Source organism: Aeromicrobium tamlense (assembly GCF_013408555.1).
GTDB classification, from domain to species: Bacteria; Actinomycetota; Actinomycetes; order Propionibacteriales; family Nocardioidaceae; genus Aeromicrobium; species Aeromicrobium tamlense.
In genome coordinates, this window is record NZ_JACBZN010000001.1 from 2305823 (window position 1) to 2331977 (window position 26155).

Genomic DNA, 26155 nt, shown 5'->3' on the forward strand with positions numbered 1-26155 from the left:
GTCACGTCCCGAGGTTCTCGATGAGGAAGCCTCCGGGGTAGCTCTTGATGCGGCTCGAGTCGCGGACCCGGCGCGGCTCGGTGCGCTCGGGCAGGAGTCGCACCACACGGCCGCGCAGGCCCAGCGCACCGTGGCTGAGGCGCTCGAACCAGGCCGGTGGGTGCTCGTAGCCGAAGGCCTCGCGCAGGTGCGGGTCCATGATCGCGATGCTGAAGCGGCGGACGGCGGGGGCGAGCGGACGCGGGTAGAACGTGGTCAGCAGGTCGAGCGTCGCATCGGCCACCGCGCGCGACCGCGGGTCGAAGCGGAAGTGCTCGGCCTCGTAGTCGTCGAGCAGGCGCTCGAACCCGGCGAGGTCCGTGGGCAGGTCCGCGATCCCCATCAGGCGCCCGAGACGGCGGTAGTAGTTCACGCCCGCGACGTCCTCGATGGGCGTGGTGCGACGGAAGCCGTAGCGGTTGACCCAGCGGTTCGGCATCACGACGAAGGTCGCCAGCACGTACCGCATGTCGTCGTTGCTGATGTCGTAGCGGCCGTGCATCTGGTTCATCCGGCGGATCGCGGCGCGACCGGGCGTGCTCTCGAGTCCCTGGTCGACGATCTCGCCCAGCAGCAGCGCCGTGTCGTCGTGGCGCCGCTGGGTGTCGGTGCCGAACTGCTCGGTCTCGTACAGCAGCCGCCCGATCGACGGGACCGCGTAGGTGCGGAACAGCGCGAAGCTCAGGGCCTGCTCGAGGTCCCACGGGAAGTCGTACTGGCCGAACAGCCGGGCGATCTCCTCGTAGTCGACCTCGGGATCGAGGCCGTCCGAGCGGACCCGGCGGGTCACCTCGGCACCACCACGTGCGCGGCGACGAAGTCGACGATGTCGGAGGCGGCGTCGGTCGCGGCCGGCGAGACGCCCGGCAGGCTGACGAACCCGTGCACCGTGCCGGGGTACTCGCGGTAGCGCACCGGAACACCCGCGCGCTGCAGCGCCTCGCGGTAGTGGACGCCGTTGTCGAGCAGCGGGTCGTGGTCGGCCGTCAGGATGAACGCCGGCGGGAGCCCGTCGAAGGACGTGGCCCGCAGCGGCGAGGCGAGCGGGTCCTCGGTGCCGTAGGCGTCGCCCATGTAGAGGTGCGCGAAGGCGCTCATGTTGGCCGAGGACAGCACCGGCTCGTCGGGCATCCGCAGCTCGGAGGCGAACTTGTCGTACATCTCCACCGCGGGGTAGATCAGCACCTGGGCGCGCAGCGCCGGCCCGCCCTCGCTCACCGATCGCTGTGCCGCGACGGCCGCGAGGTTGCCGCCGGCGCTGTCGCCCATCACGGCGAGCCTGTCGGCGTCGAGCCCGAGGCCGTCGGCGCGTGCGGCGATCCAGCCCAGCGCCTCCCACGTGTCCTCGACGGCGGCGGGGTACGGGTGCTCCGGCGCCAGCCGGTACGACGGCGAGACCACGACCGCGCCGCTGCCCGCGGCGAGCCGCGAAGCGAGCCACGCCGACTGCTCGGGCGAGCCCTGCACCCAGCCTCCGCCGTGGAAGTTCACGACCGCGGGGCGCAGTCCCCCGACGCCCGTCGGGCGGTGCACGATCGCGCGCAGGGTACGGCCCTTGAGCGGGATATCGATCTCCTCGGTCCGCACGCGCCGATCGGGGCGGCCGAACACCAGCCGGCCGGGCGGCGACTCCATGAGCCGCAGCCGCTGGGCGCGCAGCTCGGCGTAGTCGGTGGCCTCCTCGACCGGGGTGGCCAGGCGCTTCATGAGGGCGGCGAACGCACGGGTCCGCGGCGGCAGTGGGGCACTCACGGGGCACAGCCTAGGGGTCGGGCGTGACCGGGGTCACCCGTCGGCTCAGCCCGAGGCGCGCAGGGCCCAGTCGCGCAGCATGTCGATGCGGTGCTGCAGCTGCGCGGTGGTGGCCTGGGCGGCGGCCGGGCCACCACACTCCTGGCGCAGCTTGTTGTGGGTGACGCCGTGCGGCGTGCCCGTGCGATGGTGCCAGGCGGCCACGAGCGAGTTCAGGTCGCGGCGCAGCTGGGCGCGGCGCTCGTACTCGACGTCGGCCTCGGCGCGCGCCGGGGCGTCCTCGCGCTTGCGGGTGCGCGCGCTGCGCAGCAGCTCGGCCACCTGGTCGCGCTCGAGCAGGCCGGGGATGCCGAGGAAGTCGAGCTCCTCGGAGTCGCCGGCCACCATCTCGTAGTCGATCGGCGCGAACTCGTCGCCGTCGTAGACCACGCGGTCGAACAGCGCCTCGCTGCCGATCGCGGCGTACTGGTTGCCGAGCTCGTCGCTGGCGCCCTCGGACGCGTTGGCGCGCGCGATGAGCGCCTCCTCGGCGGCGAACAGGTCGGACTCGTCGTGCACGGGGCGGCCGATGACGTGGTCGCGCTCGGCCTCGAGGTCGGCGGCGAGCTTCAGCAGGCCCGGCACGCTGGGTAGGAAGACCGACGCGGTCTCCCCGCGGCGCCGGGCACGCACGAAGCGGCCGATCGCCTGGGCGAAGAACAGCGGGGTGGCGATCGTGGTGGCGTAGACGCCGACCGCGAGACGCGGGACGTCGACGCCCTCGCTGACCATGCGGACCGCGACCATCCACGGGTCGTTCCCGGCGGCGAACTCGGCGATCTTGGCGCTCGAGCCGGCCTCGTCGGAGAGCACCAGCGTGGGCGACTGCCCCGTGAGCTCCTTGAGCAGCGCGGCGTAGGCCCGGGCCGACGTCTGGTCGCTGGCGATCACGAGGCCACCCGCGTCGTGGATGTCGCGGCGGACCTCGACGAGACGCTTGTGGGCGGCCTCGAGCACGGCCGGCACCCACGAGCCCGTGGGGTCGAGCGCGGTGCGCAGGGCCTGCGCGGTCTGGTCGCGCGTGAGCGGCTCGCCGAGCCGGGCCGAGACCTCGTCGCCCGCGCTGGTGCGCCACTGCATCTCGCCCGAGTAGGCCATGAACAGGACCGGTCGGACGACGCCCTCCTTGAGGGCCTCGCCGTAGCCGTAGGCGTAGTCGGCCACCGACGAGATCGAGCCGTCGCCGACGGGCGCGTAGGTGACGAACGGGATCGGGTTGTCGTCGGAGCGGAACGGCGTGCCGGTGAGCGAGAGGCGGCGGATCGCCGGCTCGCACGCCTCCAGCACCGCGTCGCCCCACGACAGCGCGTCGCCGGCGTGGTGGACCTCGTCGAGGATCACGAAGGTGCGGCTGCGCTCGATGCGCACGCGGTGGCCGACAGGGTTGGTGGCCAGACCGGCGTACGTGACGCAGTAGCCGTCGAAGCGGGCGCCGAGCGCCCCCGACAGATTCGGCTCGAGCGCGATGCCCGAGCGCGCGGCGGCCTGCGCCCACTGCGACTTGAGGTGCTCGGTGGGGGTGACCACGACGACCCGCTCGACGACGCGACGGTGCAGCAGGTCGGCCGCGATCGTCAGCGCGAAGGTGGTCTTGCCGGCGCCGGGCGTGGCGACGGTGAGGAAGTCGGCCGGCTGCGTGCGGACGTACTGCTCGAACGCCTCACGCTGCCAGGCCCGTAGCGACAGGCCAGCACTCACTGGTCGGAGTCACTCCCGGACTCGTCGTCGTCGCCGGGGTTGAAGTTCTCCCAGATGTCCTTGCACTCCGGGCAGACCGGGAAGCGCTGCGGATCGCGACTGGGGACCCAGACCTTGCCGCACAGGGCCACGACGGGCGTGCCCATGACCATGGCCTCGGTCAGCTTGTCCTTCGGGACGTAGTGGCTGAAGCGCTCGTGGTCGCCGTTGTCGAGGCGCTGCTCGGTGCGCTCGTCTTGAACGGTCTGGGTGCCGCGGCCGAAGAATCCCACGCCTCCATCGTAGGCGACGGATCCGACGCCGAGGACCGGTCCACGCCGACGACCTCAGTTCAGCCCGGGGTCGTCGGGCAATGTCGACCAGAAGCGGGTGTCGCCCGCCTGACGCCGGAGCACCTCGCTCCACAGGCGGTCGGGATCGGGCGAGATCAGGTCGCCGTCCCGGGCCGGCACCACGAGCCACGCGCCCTCCGCGATCTCCTCCTCCAGCTGGCCCGTGGACCAGCCGGCGTAGCCCGCGAACACGCGCAGGCCGAGCAGCTCGCCGCCCACCGGGACGGGTCCCTCGAGATCGACGATCCCGACGCGGCCGGCCATCTGGCGCCAGCCGATCGGGCGCGACTCCATGTCGCTGACGACGCCCACCGCCAGCGCGGAGTCCATCGCGCAGGGGCCGCCCTCGAACAGGCAGCCGGGCGCGTTGGCCGACTCGGCCCACCCGGGCAGGACCTCGTCGAGGTCGGACTCGAGGGGGTGGTTCACGATCACGCCCAGCGCGCCGTCCTCGTCGTGGTCCAGGACGTACACGACGCTTCGCCGGAAGGGGCCGGAGTCGATCGCCGAGGTGGCGACCAGGAGCTGGCCTCGCACCGTTGCCATACCCCCATGATGCCGGATCCGCGGTCACGCTCACCTAGACTTGCGGCATGACGGACGCGGCGCGCGACGAGGAGTTCACCGTCGACGTGCTCGCCGAGCGGGCCGGCATGACGGTGCGCAACGTGCGCGCCTACTCCACGCGTGGACTGATCGACCCGCCACGCCTCGAGGGACGCACCGGGTACTACACGCAGAAGCACCTCCAGCGCCTCGTCCTCATCCGCACCCTGCTGGGTCGTGGCTTCACCCTGGCGGCGGTCGAGGACGCGATCCTGAAGTCGCCGTCCACCGCCTCCCACGTGGCGCTCGACCTGCTGAACATCTTCGAGGTCGACGACGCCCAGGACCCCACCGAGGTGATCAGCCGGGCCGAGCTGGCCTCGCTGTCGAACGTGAGTCCCGACCACAAGCTGATCGACCAGATGATCGAGCTCGGGCTGCTGGAGCACGTCGACGACCAGACGGTGCGCATGCTGAACCCGAGCGTCGTGCGTCAGGGGGCCGCGTCGGTCGCCCTCGGCCTCAGCCCCGACAGCGTGGTCGACATCGTGCCGCACATGCGCGAGCACCTCGAGCAGATCTCCGACCGGTTCGTCCACCACGTCAGCCGCGACGTCGCGCAGCCGTTCCTCGACGCCGGCCTGCCCCAGGAGGAGTGGCCCACGGTCTTCGAGAGGATCGACCAGCTGATCCCCATCGCGAGCCAGGTGGTCGTGGCGATGTTCCGCAGCGTGCTGCGCGAGGCGATCGAGGTCGAGATCGGCCACAAGCTGGAGGAGCTGGCCGCCGAGGGCGACCAGCCGTCCCCCTGACGACTACTGCGCGCTGAGCGCCGTGGACTCCCGCTTGCTCAGCAGCTCGATCCAGGTCTTGCCCTTGGGCAGCTTCATCGCCCGGCCGTCGCGCGTGGTCAGCACGATCGTGGAGGCGTTGTTCGCCTTCTTCCACTTGGCGTTGACACGGGTTCCGCCGACGAAGACGACCGCCTTGCCGCCGCCCTGGAACGTGGTCTCGGGCACCGGGTTCCCGGCGGGATCGGTGTAGCCGGCGTCCTTCTCGTCGGCCCACAGGACCACGAGGTTCCTGGCGCCGAACTCCTTCGCGCTGGTGCCGTTGGTGCGCTTCCAGGCCTTGCCGTTGAACTTCCACGACGTGGTGTGGCTGCGGGAGAACTTCACGGTGGCGCCGGTGACCTGCGGGCCCTTCGGCGCCGCGGCGTCGGTGGCCCACTGGAAGTAGGGGCGCTCGGGCTGCTCGTTCTTGACGTCCTTGTTGAGCCGGCCGAGGTCGACGACGACGTTGTACGGCGCGTAGCCGGCGTCGCGCGAGAGGCCGGGCGACCCGGCGTCCTGCGAGTGGATCGGGATGCCCGCGTCCTTGATGCGCGAGATCGTCTTGCCGGCACCGCCCGAGGCGACGACCTGGCCGCGCACCGGCTTCGCGATGCCGATGTCGGTGGCACGCATGGAGCGCACGTGGCCGACGTCGCCGGGCAGGCGCGTGTAGTAGAGCGCGGCGAGGCGCGTGATGCCGCCCTCGACGGTCTGCTCGACCACCAGGTCGGCCTGGTCGATGCTGGTCTGCGGGGCCGAGGCCGGGGTGTTGTCGACCTTGACGACGAAGACCGGGTTCGCAGGCGTCTTCTTCAGGGTGCCGCCGGTCAGCGGGTTGATCGCCGCGACCTTCGCGGCCGTGGTCTTCGCAGGCTCCTTCGGGCCGGGCGACTCCTTCTCCTCGCCTCCGTTCGAGCACGCGCCCACCGACAGCACGAGGGCACAGGTCACCGACAGCATCCGCAACTTCATGCCCCCCAGCATGCCTGAGGGGGTGTGGGCGGCCGGCCACGGCACGCCGGTCCCGGTGGCGCGTCCCGGCTTGGAATCCCCGTGATTACCCTGCCCTCCTCCGGCTCGCAGGGCCAGTGTCGGAGTCCGGTGCCACGATGGGTCCATGTCCTTCGGCCCCGCGACCCAGACGTGGTTCGACGAGTCGTTCACCGCACCCACCAGCGCGCAGACCGGCGCGTGGAACGCGATCGAGAACGGCCGCCACACGCTCGTCGTCGCGCCCACGGGCTCGGGCAAGACCCTCGCGGCGTTCCTGTCGGCGATCGACCGGCTGCTGCACCGCGACCCCGAGGCCGAGCCGCGGGGCACCTCGGTCCTCTACATCTCGCCGCTCAAGGCGCTCGCGGTCGACGTCGAGCGCAACCTGCGCTCGCCGCTCGTGGGCATCTCCGGGGTGGCGGCGCGGCTGGGTCACGAGCTCGCGCCGGTGTCCGTGGGCGTGCGCACGGGCGACACGCCCCCGGCCGAGCGGCGACGGCTCCAGTCGCACCCGCCCGACGTCCTCATCACCACGCCCGAGTCCTTGTTCCTGGTCCTCACCTCCGCGGCACGCGAGATGCTCGCCGGCGTCCACACCGTGATCGTCGACGAGGTCCACGCGGTCGCGGGCACCAAGCGCGGCGCCCACCTGGCGGTGTCGCTCGAGCGGCTCGACGACCTGCTCGACTCCCCCGCCCAGCGCATCGGCCTGTCGGCCACGGTCAGCCCGCACGACGAGGTCGCGCGGTTCCTCGGCGGGCGCGCGCCGGTCGAGGTCGTCGCGCCCGACGCGCCCTCGCGGCTCGAGCTCTCGGTGCGGGTGCCGGTCGAGGACCTCACCGAGATGCCGCCGCGGCACGAGGGCCCGCGTGAGGGCAGCGCCGCCCGCGGCCTCGACGAGTCCCGCCCCCAGGAGGCGGGCGGCACGATCTGGCCCCACGTCGAGGAGGCGATCGTCGACGCGATCGAGTCGGCGCGCACCACGATCGTGTTCGCCAACAGTCGCGGCGTGGCCGAGCGGCTCACCCAGCGGCTCAACGAGGTCTGGGTCGAGCGCACCACGGGCGAGCGTCCCCAGCCCGACACCCGCAACCCCGCGCAGATGGGTGGACTCTCGGGGGTCTCCTCGGGGGTCGAGCCGGTGCTGGCGCGCGCCCATCACGGCTCGGTCAGCAAGGAGCAGCGGGCGCTCATCGAGGACGACCTCAAGTCCGGCCGGCTGCGCTGCGTCGTGGCCACCTCCAGCCTCGAGCTCGGCATCGACATGGGTGCGGTCGACCTCGTCATCCAGGTCTCGGCGCCGCCGTCGGTCGCCTCGGGCCTGCAGCGCGTGGGTCGCGCCGGGCACCAGGTCGGCGAGGTCTCGCGCGGGCTCGTGTTCCCCACGGGACGGCACGACCTGCTGTCCACCACGGTCACGGTCGAGCGGATGCTGGCGGGGCGGATCGAGCGCCTCGCGGTGCCGGCCAATCCGCTCGACATCCTCGCCCAGCAGACCATCGCGGCGTGCGCCCTCGAGCCGATCGACGTCGAGGCGTGGTTCGAGACCCTGCGCCGCTCGGCGCCCTTCGCCACGCTGCCGCACGCCGCCTTCGAGGCCACGCTCGACCTCGTCGCCGGGCGCTACCCGTCCGACGAGTTCGCCGAGCTGCGCCCGCGCGCCGTGTGGGACCGTCACGCCGGCACCCTCACCGGGCGGCCGGGCGCCCAGCGCCTGGCAGTCACGAGCGGCGGCACGATCCCCGACCGCGGCATGTTCTCGGTGGTGCTGGCGGGCGAGGAGGGCACGGCCGGGCGCCGCGTCGGCGAGCTCGACGAGGAGATGGTCTACGAGTCGCGCATCAACGACGTGATCGCCCTCGGCGCCACCAGCTGGCGGATCATGGAGATCACCGCCGACCGGGTCATCGTCACGCCCGCGTTCGGCCTGCCCGCGCGGCTGCCGTTCTGGCGCGGCGACGCGATGGGGCGTCCCTACGAGCTCGGCGAGGCGATGGGCGCGTTCCTGCGCGAGCTGAGCGCGATGTCGCCGGCGAAGCAGCGCCGGCGGGTCGAGGAGGTCGGCCTCGACGCCTACGCCGTGGGCAACCTGTCCGCCCTCGTCGCCGACCAGTACGAGGCCACGCGCCAGCTGCCCACCGACACCACGCTCGTCGTCGAGCGGTTCCGCGACGAGGTCGGCGACTGGCGGCTCGTGCTGCTCTCGCCGTACGGCCGTGCCGTGCACGCGCCGTGGGCGCTCGTCGTGGGCCGCCGGATCGAGCAGCGCTACGGCGTCGACGGCGCGGTCGTGGCCTCCGACGACGGCATCGTCGCGCGCGTCCCCGACGTCAGTGGCGAGCCGCCGGGTGCCGAGCTGTTCGACCTCGAGGACCCCGACGACCTCGAGCCCCAGGTCACCGAGCTCGTCGGCGGCTCGGCGCTGTTCGCGGCGCGCTTCCGCGAGTGCGCGGCGCGGGCGCTGCTGCTGCCGCGGCGGAATCCCGGCGCCCGCGCGCCCCTGTGGCAGCAGCGCCGGCGCGCCTCCATGCTGCTCGACGTCACGCGCAAGTACCCCGACTTCCCGATTTTGCTCGAGACCGCGCGCGAGGTGCTCCAGGACGTCTACGACCTGCCCGCGCTGGTCACGCTCGCCCGGCGGATCCGCTCGCGCGAGGTCGCCCTGGTCGAGGTCGGCACCGACAACGCCTCGCCGTTCGCCCAGCGGCTGCTGTTCGGCTACGTCGGCGCGTTCCTCTACGACGGCGACCTGCCCCTGGCCGAGCGGCGCGCGGCCGCGCTCACGCTCGACCCCGAGCTGCTGGGTCAGCTGCTGGGGCGGGCCGACCTGCGCGAGCTGCTCGATCCCGAGGTCGTCGCGCAGACCGAGGCCGAGCTCCAGCGCCTCGTCCCCGAGCGGCACGCCAAGGACCTCGAGGGCGTGGCCGATCTGCTGCGCCTGCTCGGACCGCTCTCGGTCGAGGAGGTCGCCGAGCGCACCCGTGAGGACGTGAGACTGCAGGCCGGCGGCTGGCTCAAGGAGCTGCGCGAGTCGCGGCGCGCCATCGAGGTGCAGGTCGGCGGGCAGGCGCGCTGGGCCGCGATCGAGGACGCCGGCCGGCTGCGCGAGGCGCTGGGCACCGCGCTGCCGCTCGGTGTCGCCGAGGCCCACCTCGCCACCGGTGCCGACCCGCTCGGCGAGCTCGTGGCGCGCTACGCCCGCACCCACGGCCCGTTCACCGGCGAGCACGTCTCGCAGCGCCTCGCACTCGGTCGGGCCGTCGTCCGCGACGCGCTGCAGCGCCTCAGCGAGTCCGGCCGGGTCACCCGCGGCGAGTTCCTGCCGGTCGCGTCCGGCGAGGCCGAGTGGGTCGACACCGAGGTGCTGCGACGACTGCGGAACCGCTCGCTGGCCGCGGCCCGCAAGCAGGTCGAGCCGGTCGACTCCGCCGCGTTCGCGCGCTTCCTGCCGGCCTGGCAGCACGTCGGCTCGCGCCTGCGCGGCGTCGACGGCGTCCTCACCGTGGTCGAGCAGCTGGCCGGCGCCGCGCTGCCCGCCAGCGCGTGGGAGTCGCTCGTGCTGCCCTCGCGCATCAGCGACTACTCGCCCGCCATGCTCGACGAGCTGACCACGGCGGGCGAGGTCACGTGGACCGGCGCCGGCACCCTGCCCGGCCGCGACGGCTGGATCCGGCTGCTGCCGGGCGACACCGCCGGGCCCGCCACCGCCGAGCTCGTCGAGGCCGGCTCCGACACCCCCGCCGGGCGCCTGCTCGAGGTCCTCGGCGACTCGGGCGCCTGGCTGTTCGGCGAGCTCGCCGACCGCGTGGAGGGCGAGCGCGAAGGTCTGGTCGAGGCGCTGTGGGAGCTGGTCTGGAGCGGCCAGGTCAGCAACGACACCTTCGCCCCGGTCCGCAGCCTCGTGGCGGGTGGCGGCTCACACCGCACGAAGCGCCAGGCTCCACGGGCGCGGATGGTGGGTGGGCGCATGCGCGCGCCCCGTGCCGTGGTGCCTCCGATCGCCTCGGGCCGCTGGTTCTCGGTCCCACTCGGCGGGCAGACCACGGCCGAGCACATCGCCCGGGCCGAGACCCTGCTGCACCGGTACGGGGTCGTCACGCGCGGCTCGGTGCAGGCCGAGCAGACCCCGGGTGGCTTCGCCGCCGCCTACCGCGTCCTGCGCGAGATGGAGCAGAACGGCACGGCCCTGCGCGGCTACTTCGTCGACTCGCTCGGGGCCGCCCAGTTCGCGGCGCCGGGCGTCGTCGACCGGCTGCGCTCGTTCGTGCGCGACGCCGACGAGCCCGCCGACTCCCCCGCGGTCACGCTCGCGGCCACCGATCCGGCGAACCCGTTCGGCGCGGCGCTGCCGTGGCCCGATCGCGGTGGCGACGGCCACCGCCCGGCGCGCAAGGCCGGCTCCCTCGTCGTCATCCACGACGGCCGGCCGGTCATCTACCTCGAGCGCGGCGGCAAGTCGGCGCTCACCTTCAGCGACGAGCCCGTCGCGCTGGCCGCCGCGGCCGAGTCCCTCGTGCAGACCGTGCGGCGGGGCCGCCTCGGTCGGGTCACGGTGCAGACCGCCGACGGCGAGCCGGTGGCGTCCACGCCGCTGGGCGAGGCGCTGGCCGCGGCCGGCTTCGAGGCCCACCTGAAGGGGCTGCGACTCGATGCCTGAGGGCGACACCGTCTGGCGTGCCTGTCACCACCTCCACGAGGCGATGGCCGGGCACGTGCTGACGTCCACGGAGTTCCGGGTGCCGCGCTACGCCACCACCGACCTCGCCGGCCAGGTCCTGCGCGAGGTCGTGCCGCGCGGCAAGCACCTGCTGATGCGCACCGACGACTGGACGATCCACTCGCACCTGAAGATGGAGGGCTCGTGGCACCTCTACCGCCCCGCCACCCTGCGCCGCGGCGGGCGCGGGCTGCGGCGTCCGGCTCACACGGTGCGCGCGATCGTCAGCACCGAGGAGTGGTCGGCGGTCGGCTTCAGCCTGGGCGTCGTCGAGGTGCTGCGACGCGAGGACGAGGACACCGTCGTCGGTCACCTCGGACCCGACGTCCTCGATCCCGACTTCGACCGCGAGCTGGCGCTGGCGAACCTCGCGCGCCAGCCCGACCGGCCGATCTTCGTGGCGCTGCACGACCAGCGGAACCTCGCCGGCTTCGGCAACGAGTTCGTCAACGAGATGCTGTTCCTGTCGGCCGTCGACCCCCGCACCCCGGTCGCCGACGTCGACCTCGGCCGCGTGGTCGACCGTGGCGTGAAGCTCATCCGCCTCAACCGCGACCGCACCGAGCGCTCGTTCACCGGCAGCCTGCGCCCCGGCGAGCTGCACTGGGTCTTCGGCCGCACCGACCGTCCGTGCCACCGCTGCGGCACGACCATCCGCGAGATCGCCCTCGGCCCTCCCACCCAGGAGCGCCGCGTCTACTTCTGCCCGAACTGTCAGGCCCCCTCCCCCGCCTCCGGCGGGCCAGATCTGTAGCGCTGTCCACCCTTTCTCGGACTCAACCGACGAAAAAGGGTGGATACCGCTACAGATCTCGCGCGGCCGGGGCCGTGGTCAGCGCTCGCGAATCAGCGGGGCGGCCAGCTGGGCCAGGGCCGGGGCCATCTGGATGCCGTAGCCGGCCTGGCCGACGTAGTGGAAGAAGCCGTCAGCCTTGGCGTCCCAGCGGGCCACGGGGTTGCCGTCGGGAGCGAACGTGCGCAGCCCCGCCCAGGCCGTGCGCACGCTGCGCAGACCGAGCGTGGTCACCGCGTTGACGGCCTCGATGGCGCGCGCGATCTCGAGCTCGTCCGGCTTGGGGTCGCCCGGCTCGTGCAGCGATGCGTCCTGCGGCGAGCACAGCACCGCACCGCCCTCGGCCTTGAAGTAGAAGCCGTCGTCGATGCCCGCCGTGAACGGCACGCCGTCCAGAGACGCGTTCGTCGAGGACTGGAAGATCGTGCGGCGCCGCGGCTCGAGCCGCAGCCGCTCGGCGCCGAACAGCGCGCCCACGACGTCGCCCCAGGCGCCCGAGGCGTTCACCACCACGTCGGCACGGAACACGTCGCCAGCGGTCGTCGTGACCACCCACTCCGAGCCCTCGCGCAGCGCCGAGGCCACCCGGGCCGAGGTCGCGATCGTGCCGCCGCGCGCCCGGAACGCGCGGGCGTAGGCGTGGTGCAGGCCCATGACGTCGAGGTCCAGCGCCGTCTCGTCCCACGCGGCGACCTTGATCTCCCCCGGCCTCAGCACGGGGCACAGCCGCTCGGCCTCGGCGCCCTCGATCAGCTGCGCCTGCGTCTCGGCCGCGAGCCGCTCGACCTCGGCGTCGCGCCCGTTCACCCCGAGCCACAGGCACGACATCGGCGACGCGACGGGCCCGTCGACGTCGAACGGCGGGTCGATCAGGTAGTCGCGGGAGGCGGTGGTCAGCTCGCGGACCACGGGTGGGCCGTAGCTGCCGATCCAGGTCGCGGCCGACCGGCCGGTGGTGTGCACGGCCAGCGACCGCTCGGCCTCCAGCACGAGGACCTCACGGTCGGCGGCCAGCTCGTACGCGACGGCGACGCCGGAGATCCCGCCGCCGATGACGATGACGTCCATCGACCCATCATGGCCGACCCGCGCGGGAACGGCGGGTGAACCGTCAAGCCACGCCGGAGCGCGTCGCCGGAAGGTCGGCGCGACGCACCCACACCATGTCCTCGTCGAGGTCGGTGCGCCGCGCGTCCCAGCTGTCGAGGAACCAGTTCTGCCGCACCTTCCACGGCGTGCGGGCGCCCGACTTCGGCAGCAGCTCGTCGGCGCGTGCGATGTAGCCCGAGGACAGGTCGAGCAGTCGCGCGTCGTGGCCGAAGTCGGCGTCCGGGTCGGGGATGCCGTACGCGTAGCCCTTCGCGTCGAGATGGTTCAGGTAGTCGGCCACGTACTTCCAGGTCAGGTCGGCCCGCAGTGTCCACGACGCGTTCGTGTACCCGACGCACCACGCCAGGTTGGGCACGCCGCTGAACATCTGCCCCTTGTAGGTGTAGAGCTCGTGCGGGTTCACCTTGGTGCCGTCGATGCTGACGTCGATCTGGCCCAGCGCGACCAGCTTGAGGCCCGTCGCCGTGACGACGATGTCGGCGTCGAGGTGCTCGCCGGACGCCAGCGCGACGCCCTTCGGCGTGAGCTCGGTGATCCGGTCGGTGACGATCTCGGCCTTGCCCGCGCGCACCGCCTGGTAGAGGTCGCCGCCGGGCACGACGCACAGCCGCTGGTCCCACGGCTTGTACGGCGGCGTCAGGCTGTCGCGGTCGACGCCGGGCATCGACCTGCCGGTGAGTCCCAGCAGGATCGACCGCGACGCCCGCGGGAACGCGCGGCAGAACATGTAGAAGCCCACGGTCATCACGGCGTAGCGCAGTCGCGCGACCCGGTGGACGAGGCCGGCGGGCAGCACCTTGCGGGCCGCGTTGGCGACCGGGTCGCTGCCGGGCTGGCTCAGGACGTAGGTGGGCGTGCGCTGCAGCATCGTGACCTTCTCGGCGTCCTTGGCCATCGACGGCAGCAGCGTGACGGCCGTGGCGCCCGAGCCGATCACGACGACCTTCTTGCCGGCATGGTCGAGGTCCTCGGGCCAGAACTGCGGGTGCACGACCTCGCCCTCGAAGTCCTCGAGGCCCGGGAAGTCGGGCGTGTAGCCCTCCTCGTAGGAGTAGTAGCCGCTGCAGAGATAGAGGAACGAGGCGGTCACGACCTCGGTGGAGCCGTCCTTCACCGTGCTGGTGACCGTCCAGGTGGCGTCGTCGCTCGACCACTCGGCGGTGGTGACGCGACGCCCGAACCGGATCCGGTCGGCGATGCCGTGCTTGGCGGCCGTGGTCTCGAGGTAGTGGCGGATGTCGTCGCCGTCCGCGATCGCCTTGGGGTGCGTCCACGGCTCGAACGGGAAGCTCAGCGTGTACATGTCGGAGTCGGACCGGACGCCCGGGTACCGGAAGAGGTCCCAGGTGCCGCCGATCGCGTCGCGCTGCTCGAGCACGGCGTAGGTCTTGCCCGGGGCTCGCTCCTGGAGGCGGTAGGCGGCCCCGATGCCCGAGAGGCCGGCACCGACGATGAGGACGTCGACGTGTTCGGTCATTGCACACTCCTATGTGACATTGGTGATGTCACATTAGCAGCACGTGTGGCGCACGTCACCGGCTCGCGTCACTCGGAGTTGCACGGAGCCCTTGGGCCCGTTCAGCGCCGGGGCCATGACCGGTGCCCCTCTAGAATGTGCGGCATGACCGCCGTTGCCTCCGACGCGCCTGCGCCGGCACCTGCCGAAGACTCCCCGCGCTCCGATCGCGGACTGGGGATCTTCCTCGTCGTGACCGGAGCCATCGCGCTGTGGTCGTCGCTGATCCTCACGTACGACAAGATCTCGCTGCTCAAGGGCGAGGCCGCGGGCACCGCGAAGGAACTCGGCTGCGACCTGTCGGCGTTCGTCAGCTGCAGCAGCGTCGTCAGCTCGGACCAGTCCGAGGCGTTCGGCTTCCCGAACACGTTCATGGGCATCGTCGGCTTCAGCGTCGTGGTGACGCTGGGCGTCCTGCTGGCCTCCGGCGTGGTGTTCCCGCGCTGGATCTGGGTCGGCCTCGGACTCGGCACGCTGTTCGGCATCGGCTTCGTCACCTGGCTGCAGTACCAGGCGATCTTCGAGATCGGGAAGCTCTGCCCCTGGTGCATGGTCGTCTGGGCGATGATGATCCCGATGTTCGTCGTGGTCGCCGGCCGCGTCACCGGCAGCCGCTTCCTCAAGAACTGGGCGGTTCTGATCTCGGCCCTGTGGATCGTCGCCGTCGTGGCCACGATCTGGTTCAAGTTCGGCGAGACCCTCTGGGCCTGAGGCCCCTCTCCCCCACGCAACGACGACGGCCCGGCTGGTGATCCAGCCGGGCCGTCGTCGTTCCTGGTGCTACTTCTTGGCGATCTTCGTGAATCCGGAGTACCGGGACACCGTGGTGTACCCCGACTTGTACGCGGTGATCCGCACGCGGATCTTCTTGCCGCGGTACTTCTTCGGGATCTTGTAGCTCGACTTCGTCGCCTTCGAGATCCGCTTCGAGCCCACGTACCACTGGTAGCGGTACGTGACCGGAGCCGGACGCCACGACGCCGAGGCTCGCAACGTGCCCTTGTAGCGGGCCGAGCCGAACACACGCGGCATGTTCGTCGTCAGCACGCCACGGGCCACCGCACGGGTCGCCGGGCTCGAGATCGTGATCGGCGCGTACCCCGTGCGCTCACCCCGGACCTGGACGACGATCGACTTGCCCACCGCGCTCGCAGGAACGGTGTACATCGTCGAGGTGCCCTCCTGCGCGATGCGTCCGCCGACGAGCCACGTGTAGCGACGCGTCGCAGGCGAGACCGGAGTCCATCCCGTCGCACTGGCCGTCAGGCGCTGACCCACGCGCAGCGTGCCGGTCACCGCCACCTTGCCCCCGGTGAACGAGGCGCCCGTGATCCTGACGGTCGGGGTGGCGAACGACTTGGGGTTGTAACCGGCACGGATGCCCTTGACCACGGCGTGCACGTCGGAACCGATCAAACCGGAGGACGGGGTGAATGTGGCGCGCGTCTGACTGGGGATCTTCTCCCCGTCGGCGTACCACTCGTACTCGAACTTGTCTGTCAGCGGAGTCCACGTGCCTGGCACCGCGGTGAGCGGCTTACCTTGCACTCCTGACCCTTCGATCCGCGGCGTAGGCGTGGACGTGAAGTCCAGGTTCGTGACCGTCACCGTGGGAGCGCTCTCGATCGTCATCGGATCGAAGTTGAGGCGGCGAGCCGTGACCCGGACACGAATGACCTTGCCGGCCTGCGCCGCGGTGACCCGGAACGTCTCGCCGGTCTCGCCCGAGATCGGCTGGTTGTCCGCCCACCACTGGTAGGAGAAGGAGTCCGGTCGAGGCGAGAAGCTGCCGGTCGAAGCGCTCAGGGTGTCGTTGACCTGGATGTCGTTGCGCGGCTTCGTGATCGTCGGCACCGCGTTGTTCGTGAAGACGCCGTCCTGGATCGGCAGCGTGGGAGTCCACTGAGCCGATGCGGGGCTGGGGAAGGTCTCCGACCGGTAGCCGTCCTTCTTGCCCGTCACGACTGCCATGAGGCAGCGCCCCTTCTCATCGAGCGTGGGCGCGAAGGACTGCCGATCAGCGTCCTGGATGGGAATCCAGTGGTAGAGGAGTCCGTCGTTGCAGTTGGAGGACTCGATCCAGTACCGGTACCAGCGGAATCGCAGTTCGACACCTCCCGGATGCCAGCCGTTGTCAGTGGCGTCGTAGCGCTCGATCTGCGGCGTGTCCGGGTTGAGGTCAACGGTCAGGACGTTCTGCACACCACGGTGGCCCACGACGACCGCGGGGCGGAGGGGCGTGAGGCCCGTCTCTGCGGACGTCGAGTTGGAGCACGTCTCTGCCGTGCGCACGCGATCGACCATCGCAACCGAGTCGAGCGAGGCATTGTTGGCGTCGGCGATCGAGAGGGTGACCGACGAACCGGTGGTCACCGGCACCTCGAACGTCTCGACCGAGCTGAAGTGGTTGAAGGGCGTGACGTTCGGCAGCAGCGGAGCCGACTGGTCGTCGGGCTGTCGTTCGAACTCCTGGTTGATGCCGTGCCAGTACTTGATGGAGTTCACTGCCATGGGGACGGGCGTGACCTTGGTCCGTTCGAAATCACGGTCGGCATCCTGTCCGATGTACCAGTTGCCGGCGTGCATGGCGTACTCGGTCGTGTCGCCGGACTTCTTGAGCGAGATGACGTCGGAGAGCGCGGTGTTGGGGTCGTAGGTGTGCACGCGCTCCTCGGTGCCCATCGCCACGTCCACCAGCAGGCAGGTGCCCGCGGCCTGAGCCGACACGTCGAACGTCATCGACACCGTGTCGTCACCCGCGAGGTTCGTCGACGGCTGCAGCCCTGGCACGCTCATGTTGAAGATGTCCGACGCGCGACCGGTCGACATGACGGCGTACTGCCCGTTGCCCCCGCGGCGCGGGAAGTCGTTGAACGCGCGGGTCTCGACGCCGAAGGCGATCGGGTCGCCCGCCTGCGTGACCGTGATGCCGGCCGGCAGATCGAGTGCGGTCGCCAGGGCGGCGTCGGACGCGTCAGCGTGGGCGGTGCCCACCGACGACGCCGCGAGCAGTCCGCCCAGCAGCGTGCCCGCGATGACCGGGCTGGTGTACCTGCGCATTGGATGTCCCCTCTGATCCGAAAAGCCGACGCCGGGTGCAGTTCCCCGGCGGCGGGTCATGCAGCCTTGAACTGAGCGATCGCCGCGATGATCGCGGGACCGATGACGATGATGAACAGCACCGGCAGGATCGTGCCCATGAGGGGCAGCAGCATCTTGACGGGAATCTGGTTGGCGACACCCTCCGCGCGCAGGCGTCGGCCCATGCGCATCTCGTTGGCCTGGTCGCGCACGATGTCCGACACCGGGACGCCGAACTCCTCGCCCTGCAGGATCGAGCGCACGAACTTGCGCAGCTCGTCCACGTCGGTGCGGGCGACGAGCGACTCGTAGGCCTCGCGGCGCGGCAGGCCCAGGCTGATGTCCTGGACCGTGCGGACGATCTCGTCGGCCAGCGGGCCCTTGCCGGTCTGTCCGGTGCGGGCGAGCGCGTTCTCGAAGCTCGTGCCGGACTCGATCGAGATGGTGATCTGGTCGAGCATGTCAGGCAGCGCGTACTGGATCTCCTCCTGGCGCCGCACCGCCTTGCCGTTGATGATGATGTCGGGCGCGAAATAGCCCATGACCGGCGCGCCGATCAGCAGCATCCAGCCGAGCAGGCCGCCCTGGCCCGAGAAGATCATGATGCCGACGCCCACGCCGAAGGCTCCGAAGATGACCTTCTGCAGGAGGATCTTGGCGACGCTCGAGTCCTCAGGGCGACCGGCGAGCATGTAGTTGCGCTCGGCCTTGTCCACGATCGAGCGCGGCGTCAGTCGGTAGCCGAGACCGCTCTTCGTCGTGCCCTGGTGCAGGTCCTTCGCCGAGCCTCCGACGACGACCTCGGACTCGGTCAGCTCGCGCAGGCGCGCGGCGGCCGCCGACTCCTGCTTGCCGAAGACGCCGAGCGCCTTGAACAGCAGGCCCAGCGCGATGAAGATCGAGACGATACCGATGAGGAGCATCAGAGTTTCACCTTCGTGATGGACCGGAGCCACAGGCCACCGAGCGTGTAGAACACCAGGCTGATGATCAGCAGGATCTTGCCCGCACCGGTGTTGAACAGCGGCATCATGTAGGCCCGGTTCACCAGCAGGAACAGGAGGCCGACGGCCACCGGCAGGCTCATCAGGATGAGCGCCGATGCCTTGCCCTCGGCGGCGAGCGACTCGACCTTCATCCGCAGTTCGTTGCGCTGCGAGATCGTCTCGGTGACGCGGTCGAGGATCTCGCTCAGGCGACCGCCCGACTCACGCTGGATCGCCACGGCCTCGGTGACCCACATGAAGTCGGCGCTCTGCATCCGCTCGGCGGTGTCCTTCATGCCGTCGATCAGATCGCGACCCAAGCGGGTCTCGTTGACGATCCGGGCGAGCTCCTCGCCCATCGGCTCGTCCATCTCGGCGGCGACGCTGCCCAGCGCATTCGGCACGTTCATGCCCGACTTCAGCGCCGAGCTGAACTGCGACATGGTCTCGGACATCTGCTGGCCGAACTTCTCGCGGCGGCGCGAGGTCTTCACGCCGACGTACATCTTCACCAGGAACGGAGCCGCCAGCAGCAGGATGACACCGAAGAACAGCGAGCTCGTCAGCGCGAGGCCCGCCGTGAACGCGACGAACGCGATCAGCAGCGTCGTGGCGACCACCGAGGTGACGCTGGACTTGATCCCGGCCAGCGCCAGCTCCTCCTCCGAGAACGGCTTGAGGCCGAACGTCGAGAGGACCTTGTCGATGAGGTCGTAGACCGGGGTCGACGTCTGGATCCGCTGACCCTCCGTGGCCACGCCGCCGGCGGCCTCGGCCTTCATCTGCTCGGAGCGCAGGTTGGCCAGGTCCGGCTGCAGCATGGCGTAGCCGAACGCCGCGACGGCGACCAGGATCGACACGACGCCGATCGACAGCAGACCGGTCATGAAGCGGACTCCTCGCGTGCGGTGAGCAGGTGCGGCGGCACGTGGATGCCGCGCTCCTCGAGCAGGTCGACCAGGTGGGCGCCGTCGCCGACGGCCTTGACGGTGCCACGGGGGTGGCCGTCCTCGTCGTAGCCGGCACCGAAGTCGAAGCGGTAGAGGTCACGCAGCACGGGCTCGTCGTCCTGGACACCGACCAGCTCGGTGACGTAGGTGATGCGGCGCGAGCCGTCGCGCAGGCGCGAGATCTGGACGATCATGTCGACGGCCGAGCCGATCTGCTCGCGGATCGCGCGCAGCGGCAGGTCCATGCCGGCCATCAGCACGAGCGTCTCGAGACGCGCGATGCAGTCGCGCGGCGAGTTGGCGTGCAGGGTGGAGATCGAGCCGTCGTGACCCGTGTTCATCGCCTGCAGCATGTCGAGCGCCTCTCCCGAGCGGCACTCGCCGATGACGACGCGGTCGGGACGCATGCGCAGCGAGTTCTTGACCAGGTCGCGGATCGTGACCTCGCCGCGACCCTCGATGTTCGCGGGCCGAGCCTCGAGCTGGACGACGTGCGTCTGCTGCAGCTTGAGCTCGATGGCGTCCTCGATCGTGACGATGCGCTCGTCCTCGGGGATGAACGACGAGAGCACGTTGAGCAGGGTGGTCTTGCCGGTGCCGGTACCGCCCGAGACCAGGATGTTGAGGCGACCGCGCACGCACAGCTCGAGCAGCTCGGCCAGCTGCGGGCTCATCGACCCGTAGTTGATGAGGTCCTGGATGCTGAGCGCCTTCTTGGCGAACTTGCGGATCGTGAGCGACGAGCCGCGCACGGCCAGCGGCGGGATGACGGCGTTGACGCGCGAGCCGTCGGTCAGGCGGGCGTCAACCAGCGGCGAGGACTCGTCGATGCGGCGGCCGACCTTGCCGACGATGCGCTCGATGACGCGCCGCAGCTGGTCCTCGGAGCTGAAGGACTCGTCGGCCAGCGTCAGCTTGCCCTTGCGCTCGACGAAGATCTGCTCCGGGTGGTTGACCATGATCTCGCTGACGTCGTCGTCGTCGAGCAGGCGCTGGATGGGGCCGAGGCCGAGCGCGTCGTCCTCGATCTCGCGCATGAGCTGCGCGCGCTCGGAGGCACCGAGCTGGACGTGCTCCTCCTGCAGGATGAGCTCGAGCTCGGAGCGGACGAAGTCACGCAGCTGCAGGTCGGTCAGCGAGGCGTCGTTGATGCGCGAGCCGATGCGTCGGAACAGCGACTCCACCGAGCGCTTCTTCAGGTCGTCGAGCACCGCGGAGCGCTGCAGGACGGTCGTGGGGCGGTTGGCGGTGTCGGAGACCTTTTCGGCGGCCAAGAGCCGGTCGGTGATGCTCATTCGTCCCTCCGGAACAGTCCACCTCGGCGGCGAGCGGTCTCGCCGCGCAGCTTCGCCACGAGCGCGTCGACGGCTCCGGAGAGCTCGGCCGAGCGCTTCGCCTGCGCCAGGGGCCTGCCGGTGTTGACCGACAGCGCGATGTCGACCGAGCGAGCGATCGACACGTCGACCGGCATCCGCATCGCCTGGGCGATGTCGTCGATCTCCAGGCCGGTGCCGGACTCGGTCATGTTGACCACGAGGTGGCGGTTCCGCGGCAGCAGGTCGATCCGGTCGAGCAGGTCGGCGGCACGACGCAGCGCCTTGACGCTCGACACGTCCATCGTCGTCACCATGATCACGTCGGTTGCGACCTCGAGCGCGGCCATCGTCTCGTCGGTGAGGCCCGAGCCCGTGTCGACGACGACGAACGCGTAGTCCGTGGACAGCTGGCGCAGCAGGTTGCTCTCCTGGTGCGGCGCGATCTTCTCCAGCGCCGCCGGCGACTCGGAGGCGGCCAGCACGAGCAGCTTCTCGTCGAAGGCGTTGAGCAGGCCCTTCACCACGAGGGGCGGATGAACGGCCTCCTCGGTGAACGCGTCCTCGAGGGTGTGCTGGGCACTGATGTTCAGGACGCTCGCGACGTCGCCGAACTGGGAGTCGAAGTCGACGATGACCGTGTCGAGCGGGGCGCGCCGCGACAGGGCGATCGCGAGGTTCGTGGAGATGGTGGTCTTGCCGACCCCGCCCTTGGGCGACAGCACCACGACCACGCGGTGCTCGTCGGGGTCGATCTTGACGACGGGCGCCGCGGGGACCGGCGGAGTCGCGTCGCGCTCACTGGTCGCGCCCGGCATGGCCGAGCCGATGTGACGGGCCAGCAGCCGCTCGATCTCGAGGTCGGAGGAGATCGCCGCAACCGCCTCCACGACGCCGAACTGCCGCTGCTCGGAGGACAGCGGCTCAGGGGACTCTCGGACCAGCACGACGGGGACGTCCAGCTGGTGGTCATGGACGATGTCGGCCAGCTCCATGGACTGCTCGTCATCGACGTCCTCGCAGATGACCACGAGGTCGATCGCCCTCATCGTGCCCAGCATGGAGTTGAGCGCGTGCTCGGTGAACGTGGGCTTGAGGCCCACGACCTGACGGTCTGCGACGCGCCGCAGCCTTCCCGCGTAGGGGCTGGACTCGGTGATGACGACGATGATGCTCACTTGAAGAGTGTCCCCACATCCACGGCCGAGGCACCGTCACGGTTGGTCTTCTCGTTCTGCACGGTGAGACGGACCTGTCCGAACTGGGCAGCGGCAGCCACCTGTGTGGCCTGGGAGGTGTTCACCGCGAGGGTGACCACCATGGTGTTGTCCTCGTTGGACTTGACGTTCGTGACCAGGACGTTCTGCGCGATCATGCGACTGCGCTTGTCCTTGTCCTGCTCGACGGTGGCGATGACACCGACGCGAACGCCTTCCTCGATGCGCTCCCCGACGCCGGCCGCGGCGTCGAGCGAGACCGACATCTCCTGCAGACCGTCCGGCACGTCCGCCTTCGACGCGGCCTTGGCACCCTTCTCGTCGAAGCGAGACTCCAGCAGGAGCTCGCCCGCGACGAGGGGGACGGTGGACTTCAGACCCTCGATCTTCTTGAGGTCGTTGATGGCACCCTTCGCGGTGGCGGCGTTGGGCAGCTGGACGAGCTCGACGTTGTCCTTCACGGTCGCAGCGTCGGCGTTCGCGCTGATGTCGTTCGCGACCCGGTAGACCTCCACCATCTCGGCACCCTCGAACGCCCGGTTCTTGGCGCTCGCCGCGTACGCGACGACAGCGCCGATGCCGATGATCGCGAACAGAGCGGCGGCGATGGCGGCGATCACGCGAGAGTTCATGAACCGTGTCCTTCAGGTAGTGAGTGTCAGTCGACGAGCTTGACGCTGGCGAGGCCCAGGTTGGGCGCCTCGCCGCTGAGGCCGGAGCCCGTGTTGTTGTAGAACGACCCGTACTGGGTGAAGCCGTTGAAGAGGGCGCCCTCGGACGAGCGGACGAACTGCCCGCGGACGCCGGCGCACCCGCCGCCGATGGTGGCGAAGTTGAACTTCATGTCGCAGTTGTTGGTGTAGCTGAGCGCCGAGAAGCTGGGCTGCACGCCGAAGTAGATGAACGGGTAGTTGACCCACTTGTCGACCCTGAAGGGCGCGAAGCCGAGGATCACCAGGCGGCTCGGGTAGGTCACCGAGCCCCAGAAGACCGACTTCTTCTCCACCGCGTAGATCGGCATCATGACGACGCTGCCGTTACCGACGCCGGCGAGCTTGCTCTCCATGCACGTGTCGGCGGTGATGAGCGACCAGTCGTCCAGCATGTTGCGGTAGACATCCCAGAGGTTGGCGCTGAAGTCGCAGTTCGTGTTGACGCCCGGGAAGAACGAGCGCGTGAAGTACATGGCCTGGCCGACCGAGGTGTAGCCCGAGGCCGAGCCGCGCTTGCCGTAGACCGTGGCCGCCGTCGCGCCCGTACCCGGGCAGCTGGACTCGTTCGTGCTGTAGCGGGCCCACAGATAGGTGCGCATCGCACCGGGCGACGTCGCCGAGCCCGGCTGGGCCGCCAGCCAGTCGCAGTAGGGCAGGCCCATGGGGATCAGCTTCGTGCCGACCAACGGCACGGTGCCCCACGACGCAGTGGCCTCGGCCCGGACCGTACTGGCCGAGTCGCCCAGGACGCGCGCGAAGGTGTGGTTGACATTCTTCGAGACGCGCACGGTGACCTTGCCGTCGTCGAAGACGGGGCTCTTCGTCACTCCGTCCTTGAGCGTCTGGGCCGAGACGCTGGCGCCGGCGTTCTGCTGGGCGTACCAGGTCGCGGTGCTGGGGTTGCATGACGAGGTCTTCTTGAGCGAGCAGTCCGTGGCCAGCGCCAGGACGGCCTGGTCGGCGGCGTTCTGCACCGCGGCCTTCTCACTGGAGGCGACGGCGAAGTCGATGGAGACGGCGGCCATGCCGAGCAGGGCGACCATCGAGAGGGTCACCAGGACGATCGTGGCGCCCTTCTCCTTCTTGCGGAGCCCGAACCGGCGCGACCGGGGACGAGTCGTCAGTTGCATTGCGCCACGCCCTTTCCGCGGTAGGTGAAGCTGGCACCGAAGAGACCGGTGTAGGTGGGTCGGGTGACCGTGGTCGTCACGGTGACCGCCTGGCCGGCCGTGGCGGTCGTGCAGTCGATGTTCCGGGTGACGTTGGCCGTCGGGGCCATCCCGGTCACGTTGGCTCGTGCCGTGTTCCAGTTGCGGTCGACCGCGTAGTTCCGGGCCGCGATCTGCGTCGCGTTGTTCAGCTGGGTCCGGTAGTTGAACGCCATGCCGAACTCGACGATCCCGATGATGATCGTCATCAGGATGGGGACGACGAGGGCGAACTCCACGGCCGCAACACCGCGCTCGCGCTCGCGGCGCGAACGTCGTGTCCAGGTCGTGAAGTGCAGCATCACGTCTCCTCCCTCAAGGACTCGTGGGTGGGGCGTCGGTGCCCCGGGGACGGGTGTGCCGCGCCGCGATTCGCGACGCGGCACACCCCAGGTCGGTTCGTCGTGCGAACCGCTCGGACTCAGAGACCGAGCTGGCCGCCGAGGCCGTTCCAGAAGCCGGTGAGCTCGCCACCGAAGACGGCGATGGCGCCGACGATCGCGACGGCGATGCCGGCGATGATGAGCGCGTACTCGGTCGCGGTGGCGCCCTTCTCGTCACGCTCGGACAGGACGGCGGTCAGGAAGCTGAAGATCTGCAGCATGGGTTTTCTCCTCTGTGTGTCGTGGTGAGCTCGCATACTGCAAGTCACAGATCGAAAACTAGTGGGGCTGTATCGCATCGGTGTTGCTTTCTGAGAAACAAACACGCCGAAGTTCAGAAAATGGTTCTTTGGGACTACTGAGGCTCATGTGACTGATGTGGTTTGTGTCTGGGACGGCAGGGCTAACTCGGATCAGCCGCATGGCCCGGATCAGCCACGTCCCACTGGTCACAACAGGATGGCGAAGCGCAGCCAGTTCGCGGCGAGCGAGTCGCCGAACATCACGATGATCGCGACGAGCATGATCGCCACGCCGCTGATCAACAGCGCGTACTCCGTGGCGCTCGCGCCACGCTCTCCCCGGCGCGGGGTGGGCTGCTGCTGGTGCATGGTCGTCTCCTGGGGTTCGTCGCGCCCGTCCCCGAGACGTGGGCCGCTGTGACGCTTGGGGCTGAAGGTAGTCCACCCCCGACCCGGCCGCGCCGGTTTCACCGATAAACCGCAGGCCTTTCCGGCCGCGCCCGCGGACGAACCGGCAGACAATCGACGGATGGACTTCCAGACCCTCGCGCTCATCTGCGTGATCGGTCTGCTCGGGCCCCTGCTGGCGGTGCCGTCGACCTGGCGCATCCCCGTGGTGGTCGGCGAGCTGATCGGCGGGCTCGTCGTCGGCGCGAGTGGCGCCGGCTGGCTCGATCCCGGCGACGAGACGTTCACGTTCCTGGCCGAGCTCGGCTTCGCCATGACGATGTTCGTGGTCGGCACGCGGGTGCCGATCCCCGAGCGCGGACTGAGGTCGGCGCTCGTCGTCGGGGCGGGCCGGGCGGCGCTCGTCGGCGTCGCTGCGGCCGTGGCCGGCGCAACGCTGGCCTGGGCGTTCGACTCCCCTCACGCCGCGGTGTTCGCGGTCCTCATGGCCTCGTCGTCGGCGGCGCTGGCCATGCCGGTCCTCGAGGACGAGGAGTTCGACGGACCCCATCTCGTCCCGACGCTCACGCAGATCGCCGTCGCCGACGTGGCGTGCATCCTCGCGCTGCCGCTGGCCATCGCGCCGGACCGGGCCGCGGAGGCCGCGCTCGGCTCGCTGTTCGTCGTGGTGGCCGGCGTGGCCCTGTTCCTCGCCCTGCGCACACTGGAGGCCCGCGGCATCTGGGAGGCCGTGCACGAGGAGAGCAAGGAGCGCCGGTTCGCCGTCGAACTGCGGTTCAGCCTCATCGTGCTGACCGCCATCGCGGCACTCGCGGTGGCCACGCACGTCACCGTGATGCTCGCCGGCTTCGTGTGCGGACTCGCGATCGCCGCCGTCGGTCCCCCGCGGCGACTCGCACGCCAGCTGTTCGCCCTGGCGGACGGCTTCCTCGGCCCGGTGTTCTTCGTGTGGCTGGGCGCCTCCCTCGACCTCACGGGCCTGCTCGACGAGCCCGGACTGATCGCCCTCGGCGTCTGCCTCGGTCTCGGCGCGCTGCTCACCCACCTCGTCGTGCGGCTGACCGGGCTGCCCGTGCCGCTCACGGTGCTGACGGCCGGCCAGGTCGGGGTGCCCGTCGCCGCCGCCACCATCGGCACGCAGACCGGCGAGCTCGAGGGTGGGCTGCCGGCGGCGCTGATCCTCGGGGCACTCCTCACCGTGGCGGCGGTGACGGTCGCGGCGCGCTTCCTGTCCTCCCCGACCCCGGCGGACTGACCGTGCCCACCCCGACCGGCAGACTGGACCC

23 protein-coding genes are annotated in these 26155 nt (G+C 70.6%); 5 read left to right on the forward strand and 18 right to left on the reverse strand.

From position 1 onward, the window contains the following. Position 1: 1 nt before the first annotated feature. The 5 genes from BJ975_RS11475 to BJ975_RS11495 are packed head-to-tail and all read right to left on the reverse strand — an operon-like array spanning position 2 to position 4406. Positions 2–829, reverse strand: a complete 828-nt coding sequence (locus BJ975_RS11475) for an oxygenase MpaB family protein (RefSeq protein ID WP_179425995.1) — start codon at positions 827–829, stop codon at positions 2–4. Continuing rightward, on the reverse strand, positions 826–1791 hold the full coding sequence (locus BJ975_RS11480; protein ID WP_179425997.1) for an alpha/beta hydrolase: 966 nt from the start codon (positions 1789–1791) through the stop codon (positions 826–828). Before BJ975_RS11480 ends, BJ975_RS11475 begins: the two co-directional genes overlap by 4 nt. A 45-nt stretch (positions 1792–1836) precedes the next feature. Continuing rightward, the gene (locus tag BJ975_RS11485; protein WP_179425999.1) at positions 1837–3528 is read right to left on the reverse strand and encodes a DEAD/DEAH box helicase; all 1692 of its coding nucleotides are present in this window, start codon (positions 3526–3528) and stop codon (positions 1837–1839) included. Beyond that, positions 3525–3800 (reverse strand): DUF3039 domain-containing protein, encoded by a 276-nt coding sequence (locus tag BJ975_RS16570; RefSeq protein WP_179426001.1) that lies wholly within the window; start codon positions 3798–3800, stop codon positions 3525–3527. The genes BJ975_RS11485 and BJ975_RS16570 overlap by 4 nt, the downstream gene beginning before the upstream one ends. Before the next feature lie 54 nt (positions 3801–3854). Further along, on the reverse strand, positions 3855–4406 hold the full coding sequence (locus BJ975_RS11495) for a YqgE/AlgH family protein (protein ID WP_179426003.1): 552 nt from the start codon (positions 4404–4406) through the stop codon (positions 3855–3857). A 47-nt stretch (positions 4407–4453) separates the two neighbouring features. Here BJ975_RS11495 and BJ975_RS11500 point away from each other — a divergent pair, with 47 nt between their 5' ends. Then, a complete protein-coding gene (locus tag BJ975_RS11500) occupies positions 4454–5218 on the forward strand; it encodes a MerR family transcriptional regulator (RefSeq protein WP_179426005.1) in 765 nt (254 codons plus the stop codon). Positions 5219–5221: 3 nt separating this feature from the next. Here the strand turns inward: BJ975_RS11500 and BJ975_RS11505 are convergent, their stop codons facing one another. Beyond that, positions 5222–6211, reverse strand: a complete 990-nt coding sequence (locus BJ975_RS11505) for a DUF3048 domain-containing protein (RefSeq protein ID WP_179426007.1) — start codon at positions 6209–6211, stop codon at positions 5222–5224. Between the two features lie 145 nt (positions 6212–6356). Here BJ975_RS11505 and BJ975_RS11510 point away from each other — a divergent pair, with 145 nt between their 5' ends. Both BJ975_RS11510 and BJ975_RS11515 read left to right on the forward strand, forming a co-directional pair. Continuing rightward, positions 6357–10889, forward strand: a complete 4533-nt coding sequence (locus tag BJ975_RS11510; RefSeq protein WP_179426009.1) for an ATP-dependent helicase — start codon at positions 6357–6359, stop codon at positions 10887–10889. Next, positions 10882–11703 (forward strand): Fpg/Nei family DNA glycosylase, encoded by an 822-nt coding sequence (locus BJ975_RS11515; RefSeq protein WP_179426011.1) that lies wholly within the window; start codon positions 10882–10884, stop codon positions 11701–11703. The genes BJ975_RS11510 and BJ975_RS11515 overlap by 8 nt, the downstream gene beginning before the upstream one ends. 78 nt (positions 11704–11781) lie before the next feature. On the opposite strand, the gene BJ975_RS11520 is transcribed toward BJ975_RS11515, so the two are convergent. Together BJ975_RS11520 and BJ975_RS11525 are read right to left on the reverse strand one after the other, a co-directional pair. After that, positions 11782–12810 (reverse strand): NAD(P)/FAD-dependent oxidoreductase, encoded by a 1029-nt coding sequence (locus BJ975_RS11520; protein ID WP_179426013.1) that lies wholly within the window; start codon positions 12808–12810, stop codon positions 11782–11784. Between the two features lie 43 nt (positions 12811–12853). Next, entirely contained in the window at positions 12854–14329 is a 1476-nt protein-coding gene (locus BJ975_RS11525) for a flavin-containing monooxygenase (RefSeq protein ID WP_179426015.1), read from the reverse strand. A gap of 144 nt (positions 14330–14473) precedes the next feature. Between BJ975_RS11525 and BJ975_RS11530 the strand changes: the two genes are divergently transcribed. Beyond that, entirely contained in the window at positions 14474–15079 is a 606-nt protein-coding gene (locus BJ975_RS11530; RefSeq protein WP_179426017.1) for a vitamin K epoxide reductase family protein, read from the forward strand. Between the two features lie 69 nt (positions 15080–15148). Here BJ975_RS11530 and BJ975_RS11535 read toward each other — a convergent pair whose 3' ends face one another. The 10 genes from BJ975_RS11535 to BJ975_RS11580 all read right to left on the reverse strand — a co-directional run bounded on the left by BJ975_RS11535 (position 15149) and on the right by BJ975_RS11580 (position 24830). Then, a complete protein-coding gene (locus BJ975_RS11535) occupies positions 15149–17428 on the reverse strand; it encodes a DUF732 domain-containing protein (protein WP_179426019.1) in 2280 nt (759 codons plus the stop codon). Between the two features lie 56 nt (positions 17429–17484). Further along, positions 17485–18372, reverse strand: a complete 888-nt coding sequence (locus BJ975_RS11540; protein WP_179426021.1) for a type II secretion system F family protein — start codon at positions 18370–18372, stop codon at positions 17485–17487. Beyond that, complete coding sequence (locus tag BJ975_RS11545) at positions 18372–19322, reverse strand: type II secretion system F family protein (RefSeq protein ID WP_179426030.1); 951 nt, start codon at positions 19320–19322, stop codon at positions 18372–18374. Before BJ975_RS11545 ends, BJ975_RS11540 begins: the two co-directional genes overlap by 1 nt. Next, the gene (locus tag BJ975_RS11550; RefSeq protein WP_179426032.1) at positions 19319–20680 is read right to left on the reverse strand and encodes a CpaF family protein; all 1362 of its coding nucleotides are present in this window, start codon (positions 20678–20680) and stop codon (positions 19319–19321) included. The genes BJ975_RS11545 and BJ975_RS11550 overlap by 4 nt, the downstream gene beginning before the upstream one ends. Beyond that, the gene (locus BJ975_RS11555; protein ID WP_179426034.1) at positions 20677–21876 is read right to left on the reverse strand and encodes an AAA family ATPase; all 1200 of its coding nucleotides are present in this window, start codon (positions 21874–21876) and stop codon (positions 20677–20679) included. Before BJ975_RS11555 ends, BJ975_RS11550 begins: the two co-directional genes overlap by 4 nt. Further along, entirely contained in the window at positions 21873–22547 is a 675-nt protein-coding gene (gene cpaB / locus BJ975_RS11560) for a Flp pilus assembly protein CpaB (RefSeq protein ID WP_179426036.1), read from the reverse strand. Before cpaB ends, BJ975_RS11555 begins: the two co-directional genes overlap by 4 nt. A 26-nt stretch (positions 22548–22573) precedes the next feature. Then, on the reverse strand, positions 22574–23758 hold the full coding sequence (locus BJ975_RS11565; protein ID WP_179426038.1) for a TadE/TadG family type IV pilus assembly protein: 1185 nt from the start codon (positions 23756–23758) through the stop codon (positions 22574–22576). Then, entirely contained in the window at positions 23749–24138 is a 390-nt protein-coding gene (locus BJ975_RS11570; RefSeq protein WP_223303439.1) for a TadE family protein, read from the reverse strand. The genes BJ975_RS11565 and BJ975_RS11570 overlap by 10 nt, the downstream gene beginning before the upstream one ends. A 119-nt stretch (positions 24139–24257) precedes the next feature. After that, on the reverse strand, positions 24258–24440 hold the full coding sequence (locus BJ975_RS11575) for a Flp family type IVb pilin (RefSeq protein WP_218845863.1): 183 nt from the start codon (positions 24438–24440) through the stop codon (positions 24258–24260). A 228-nt stretch (positions 24441–24668) separates the two neighbouring features. After that, positions 24669–24830 (reverse strand): Flp family type IVb pilin, encoded by a 162-nt coding sequence (locus tag BJ975_RS11580; RefSeq protein ID WP_179426042.1) that lies wholly within the window; start codon positions 24828–24830, stop codon positions 24669–24671. Positions 24831–24990: 160 nt separating this feature from the next. On the opposite strand from BJ975_RS11580, the gene BJ975_RS11585 reads away from it, so the two are divergent. Then, positions 24991–26124, forward strand: coding sequence for a cation:proton antiporter (locus BJ975_RS11585; RefSeq protein ID WP_179426044.1), 1134 nt, complete (start codon positions 24991–24993; stop codon positions 26122–26124). Positions 26125–26155: the final 31 nt, after the last annotated feature.

Bases quoted from the DNA above. Each gene is read 5' to 3' on its own strand.
- BJ975_RS11525 (WP_179426015.1), bottom strand. From the start codon at position 14,329: ATGACCGAACACGTCGACGTCCTCATCGTCGGTGCCGGCCTCTCGGGC.
- BJ975_RS11535 (WP_179426019.1), bottom strand. From the start codon at position 17,428: ATGCGCAGGTACACCAGCCCGGTCATCGCGGGCACGCTGCTGGGCGGA.
- BJ975_RS11545 (WP_179426030.1), bottom strand. From the start codon at position 19,322: ATGACCGGTCTGCTGTCGATCGGCGTCGTGTCGATCCTGGTCGCCGTC.
- BJ975_RS11495 (WP_179426003.1), bottom strand. From the start codon at position 4,406: ATGGCAACGGTGCGAGGCCAGCTCCTGGTCGCCACCTCGGCGATCGAC.
- BJ975_RS11540 (WP_179426021.1), bottom strand. From the start codon at position 18,372: ATGCTCCTCATCGGTATCGTCTCGATCTTCATCGCGCTGGGCCTGCTG.
- BJ975_RS11515 (WP_179426011.1), top strand. From the start codon at position 10,882: ATGCCTGAGGGCGACACCGTCTGGCGTGCCTGTCACCACCTCCACGAG.
- BJ975_RS11510 (WP_179426009.1), top strand. From the start codon at position 6,357: ATGTCCTTCGGCCCCGCGACCCAGACGTGGTTCGACGAGTCGTTCACC.
- BJ975_RS11500 (WP_179426005.1), top strand. From the start codon at position 4,454: ATGACGGACGCGGCGCGCGACGAGGAGTTCACCGTCGACGTGCTCGCC.
- BJ975_RS11575 (WP_218845863.1), bottom strand. From the start codon at position 24,440: ATGCTGCAGATCTTCAGCTTCCTGACCGCCGTCCTGTCCGAGCGTGAC.
- BJ975_RS11550 (WP_179426032.1), bottom strand. From the start codon at position 20,680: ATGAGCATCACCGACCGGCTCTTGGCCGCCGAAAAGGTCTCCGACACC.
- BJ975_RS11520 (WP_179426013.1), bottom strand. From the start codon at position 12,810: ATGGACGTCATCGTCATCGGCGGCGGGATCTCCGGCGTCGCCGTCGCG.
- BJ975_RS11505 (WP_179426007.1), bottom strand. From the start codon at position 6,211: ATGAAGTTGCGGATGCTGTCGGTGACCTGTGCCCTCGTGCTGTCGGTG.
- BJ975_RS11530 (WP_179426017.1), top strand. From the start codon at position 14,474: ATGACCGCCGTTGCCTCCGACGCGCCTGCGCCGGCACCTGCCGAAGAC.
- BJ975_RS11585 (WP_179426044.1), top strand. From the start codon at position 24,991: ATGGACTTCCAGACCCTCGCGCTCATCTGCGTGATCGGTCTGCTCGGG.
- BJ975_RS11580 (WP_179426042.1), bottom strand. From the start codon at position 24,830: ATGCACCAGCAGCAGCCCACCCCGCGCCGGGGAGAGCGTGGCGCGAGC.
- BJ975_RS11570 (WP_223303439.1), bottom strand. From the start codon at position 24,138: ATGCTGCACTTCACGACCTGGACACGACGTTCGCGCCGCGAGCGCGAG.
- cpaB (WP_179426036.1), bottom strand. From the start codon at position 22,547: ATGAACTCTCGCGTGATCGCCGCCATCGCCGCCGCTCTGTTCGCGATC.
- BJ975_RS11565 (WP_179426038.1), bottom strand. From the start codon at position 23,758: ATGCAACTGACGACTCGTCCCCGGTCGCGCCGGTTCGGGCTCCGCAAG.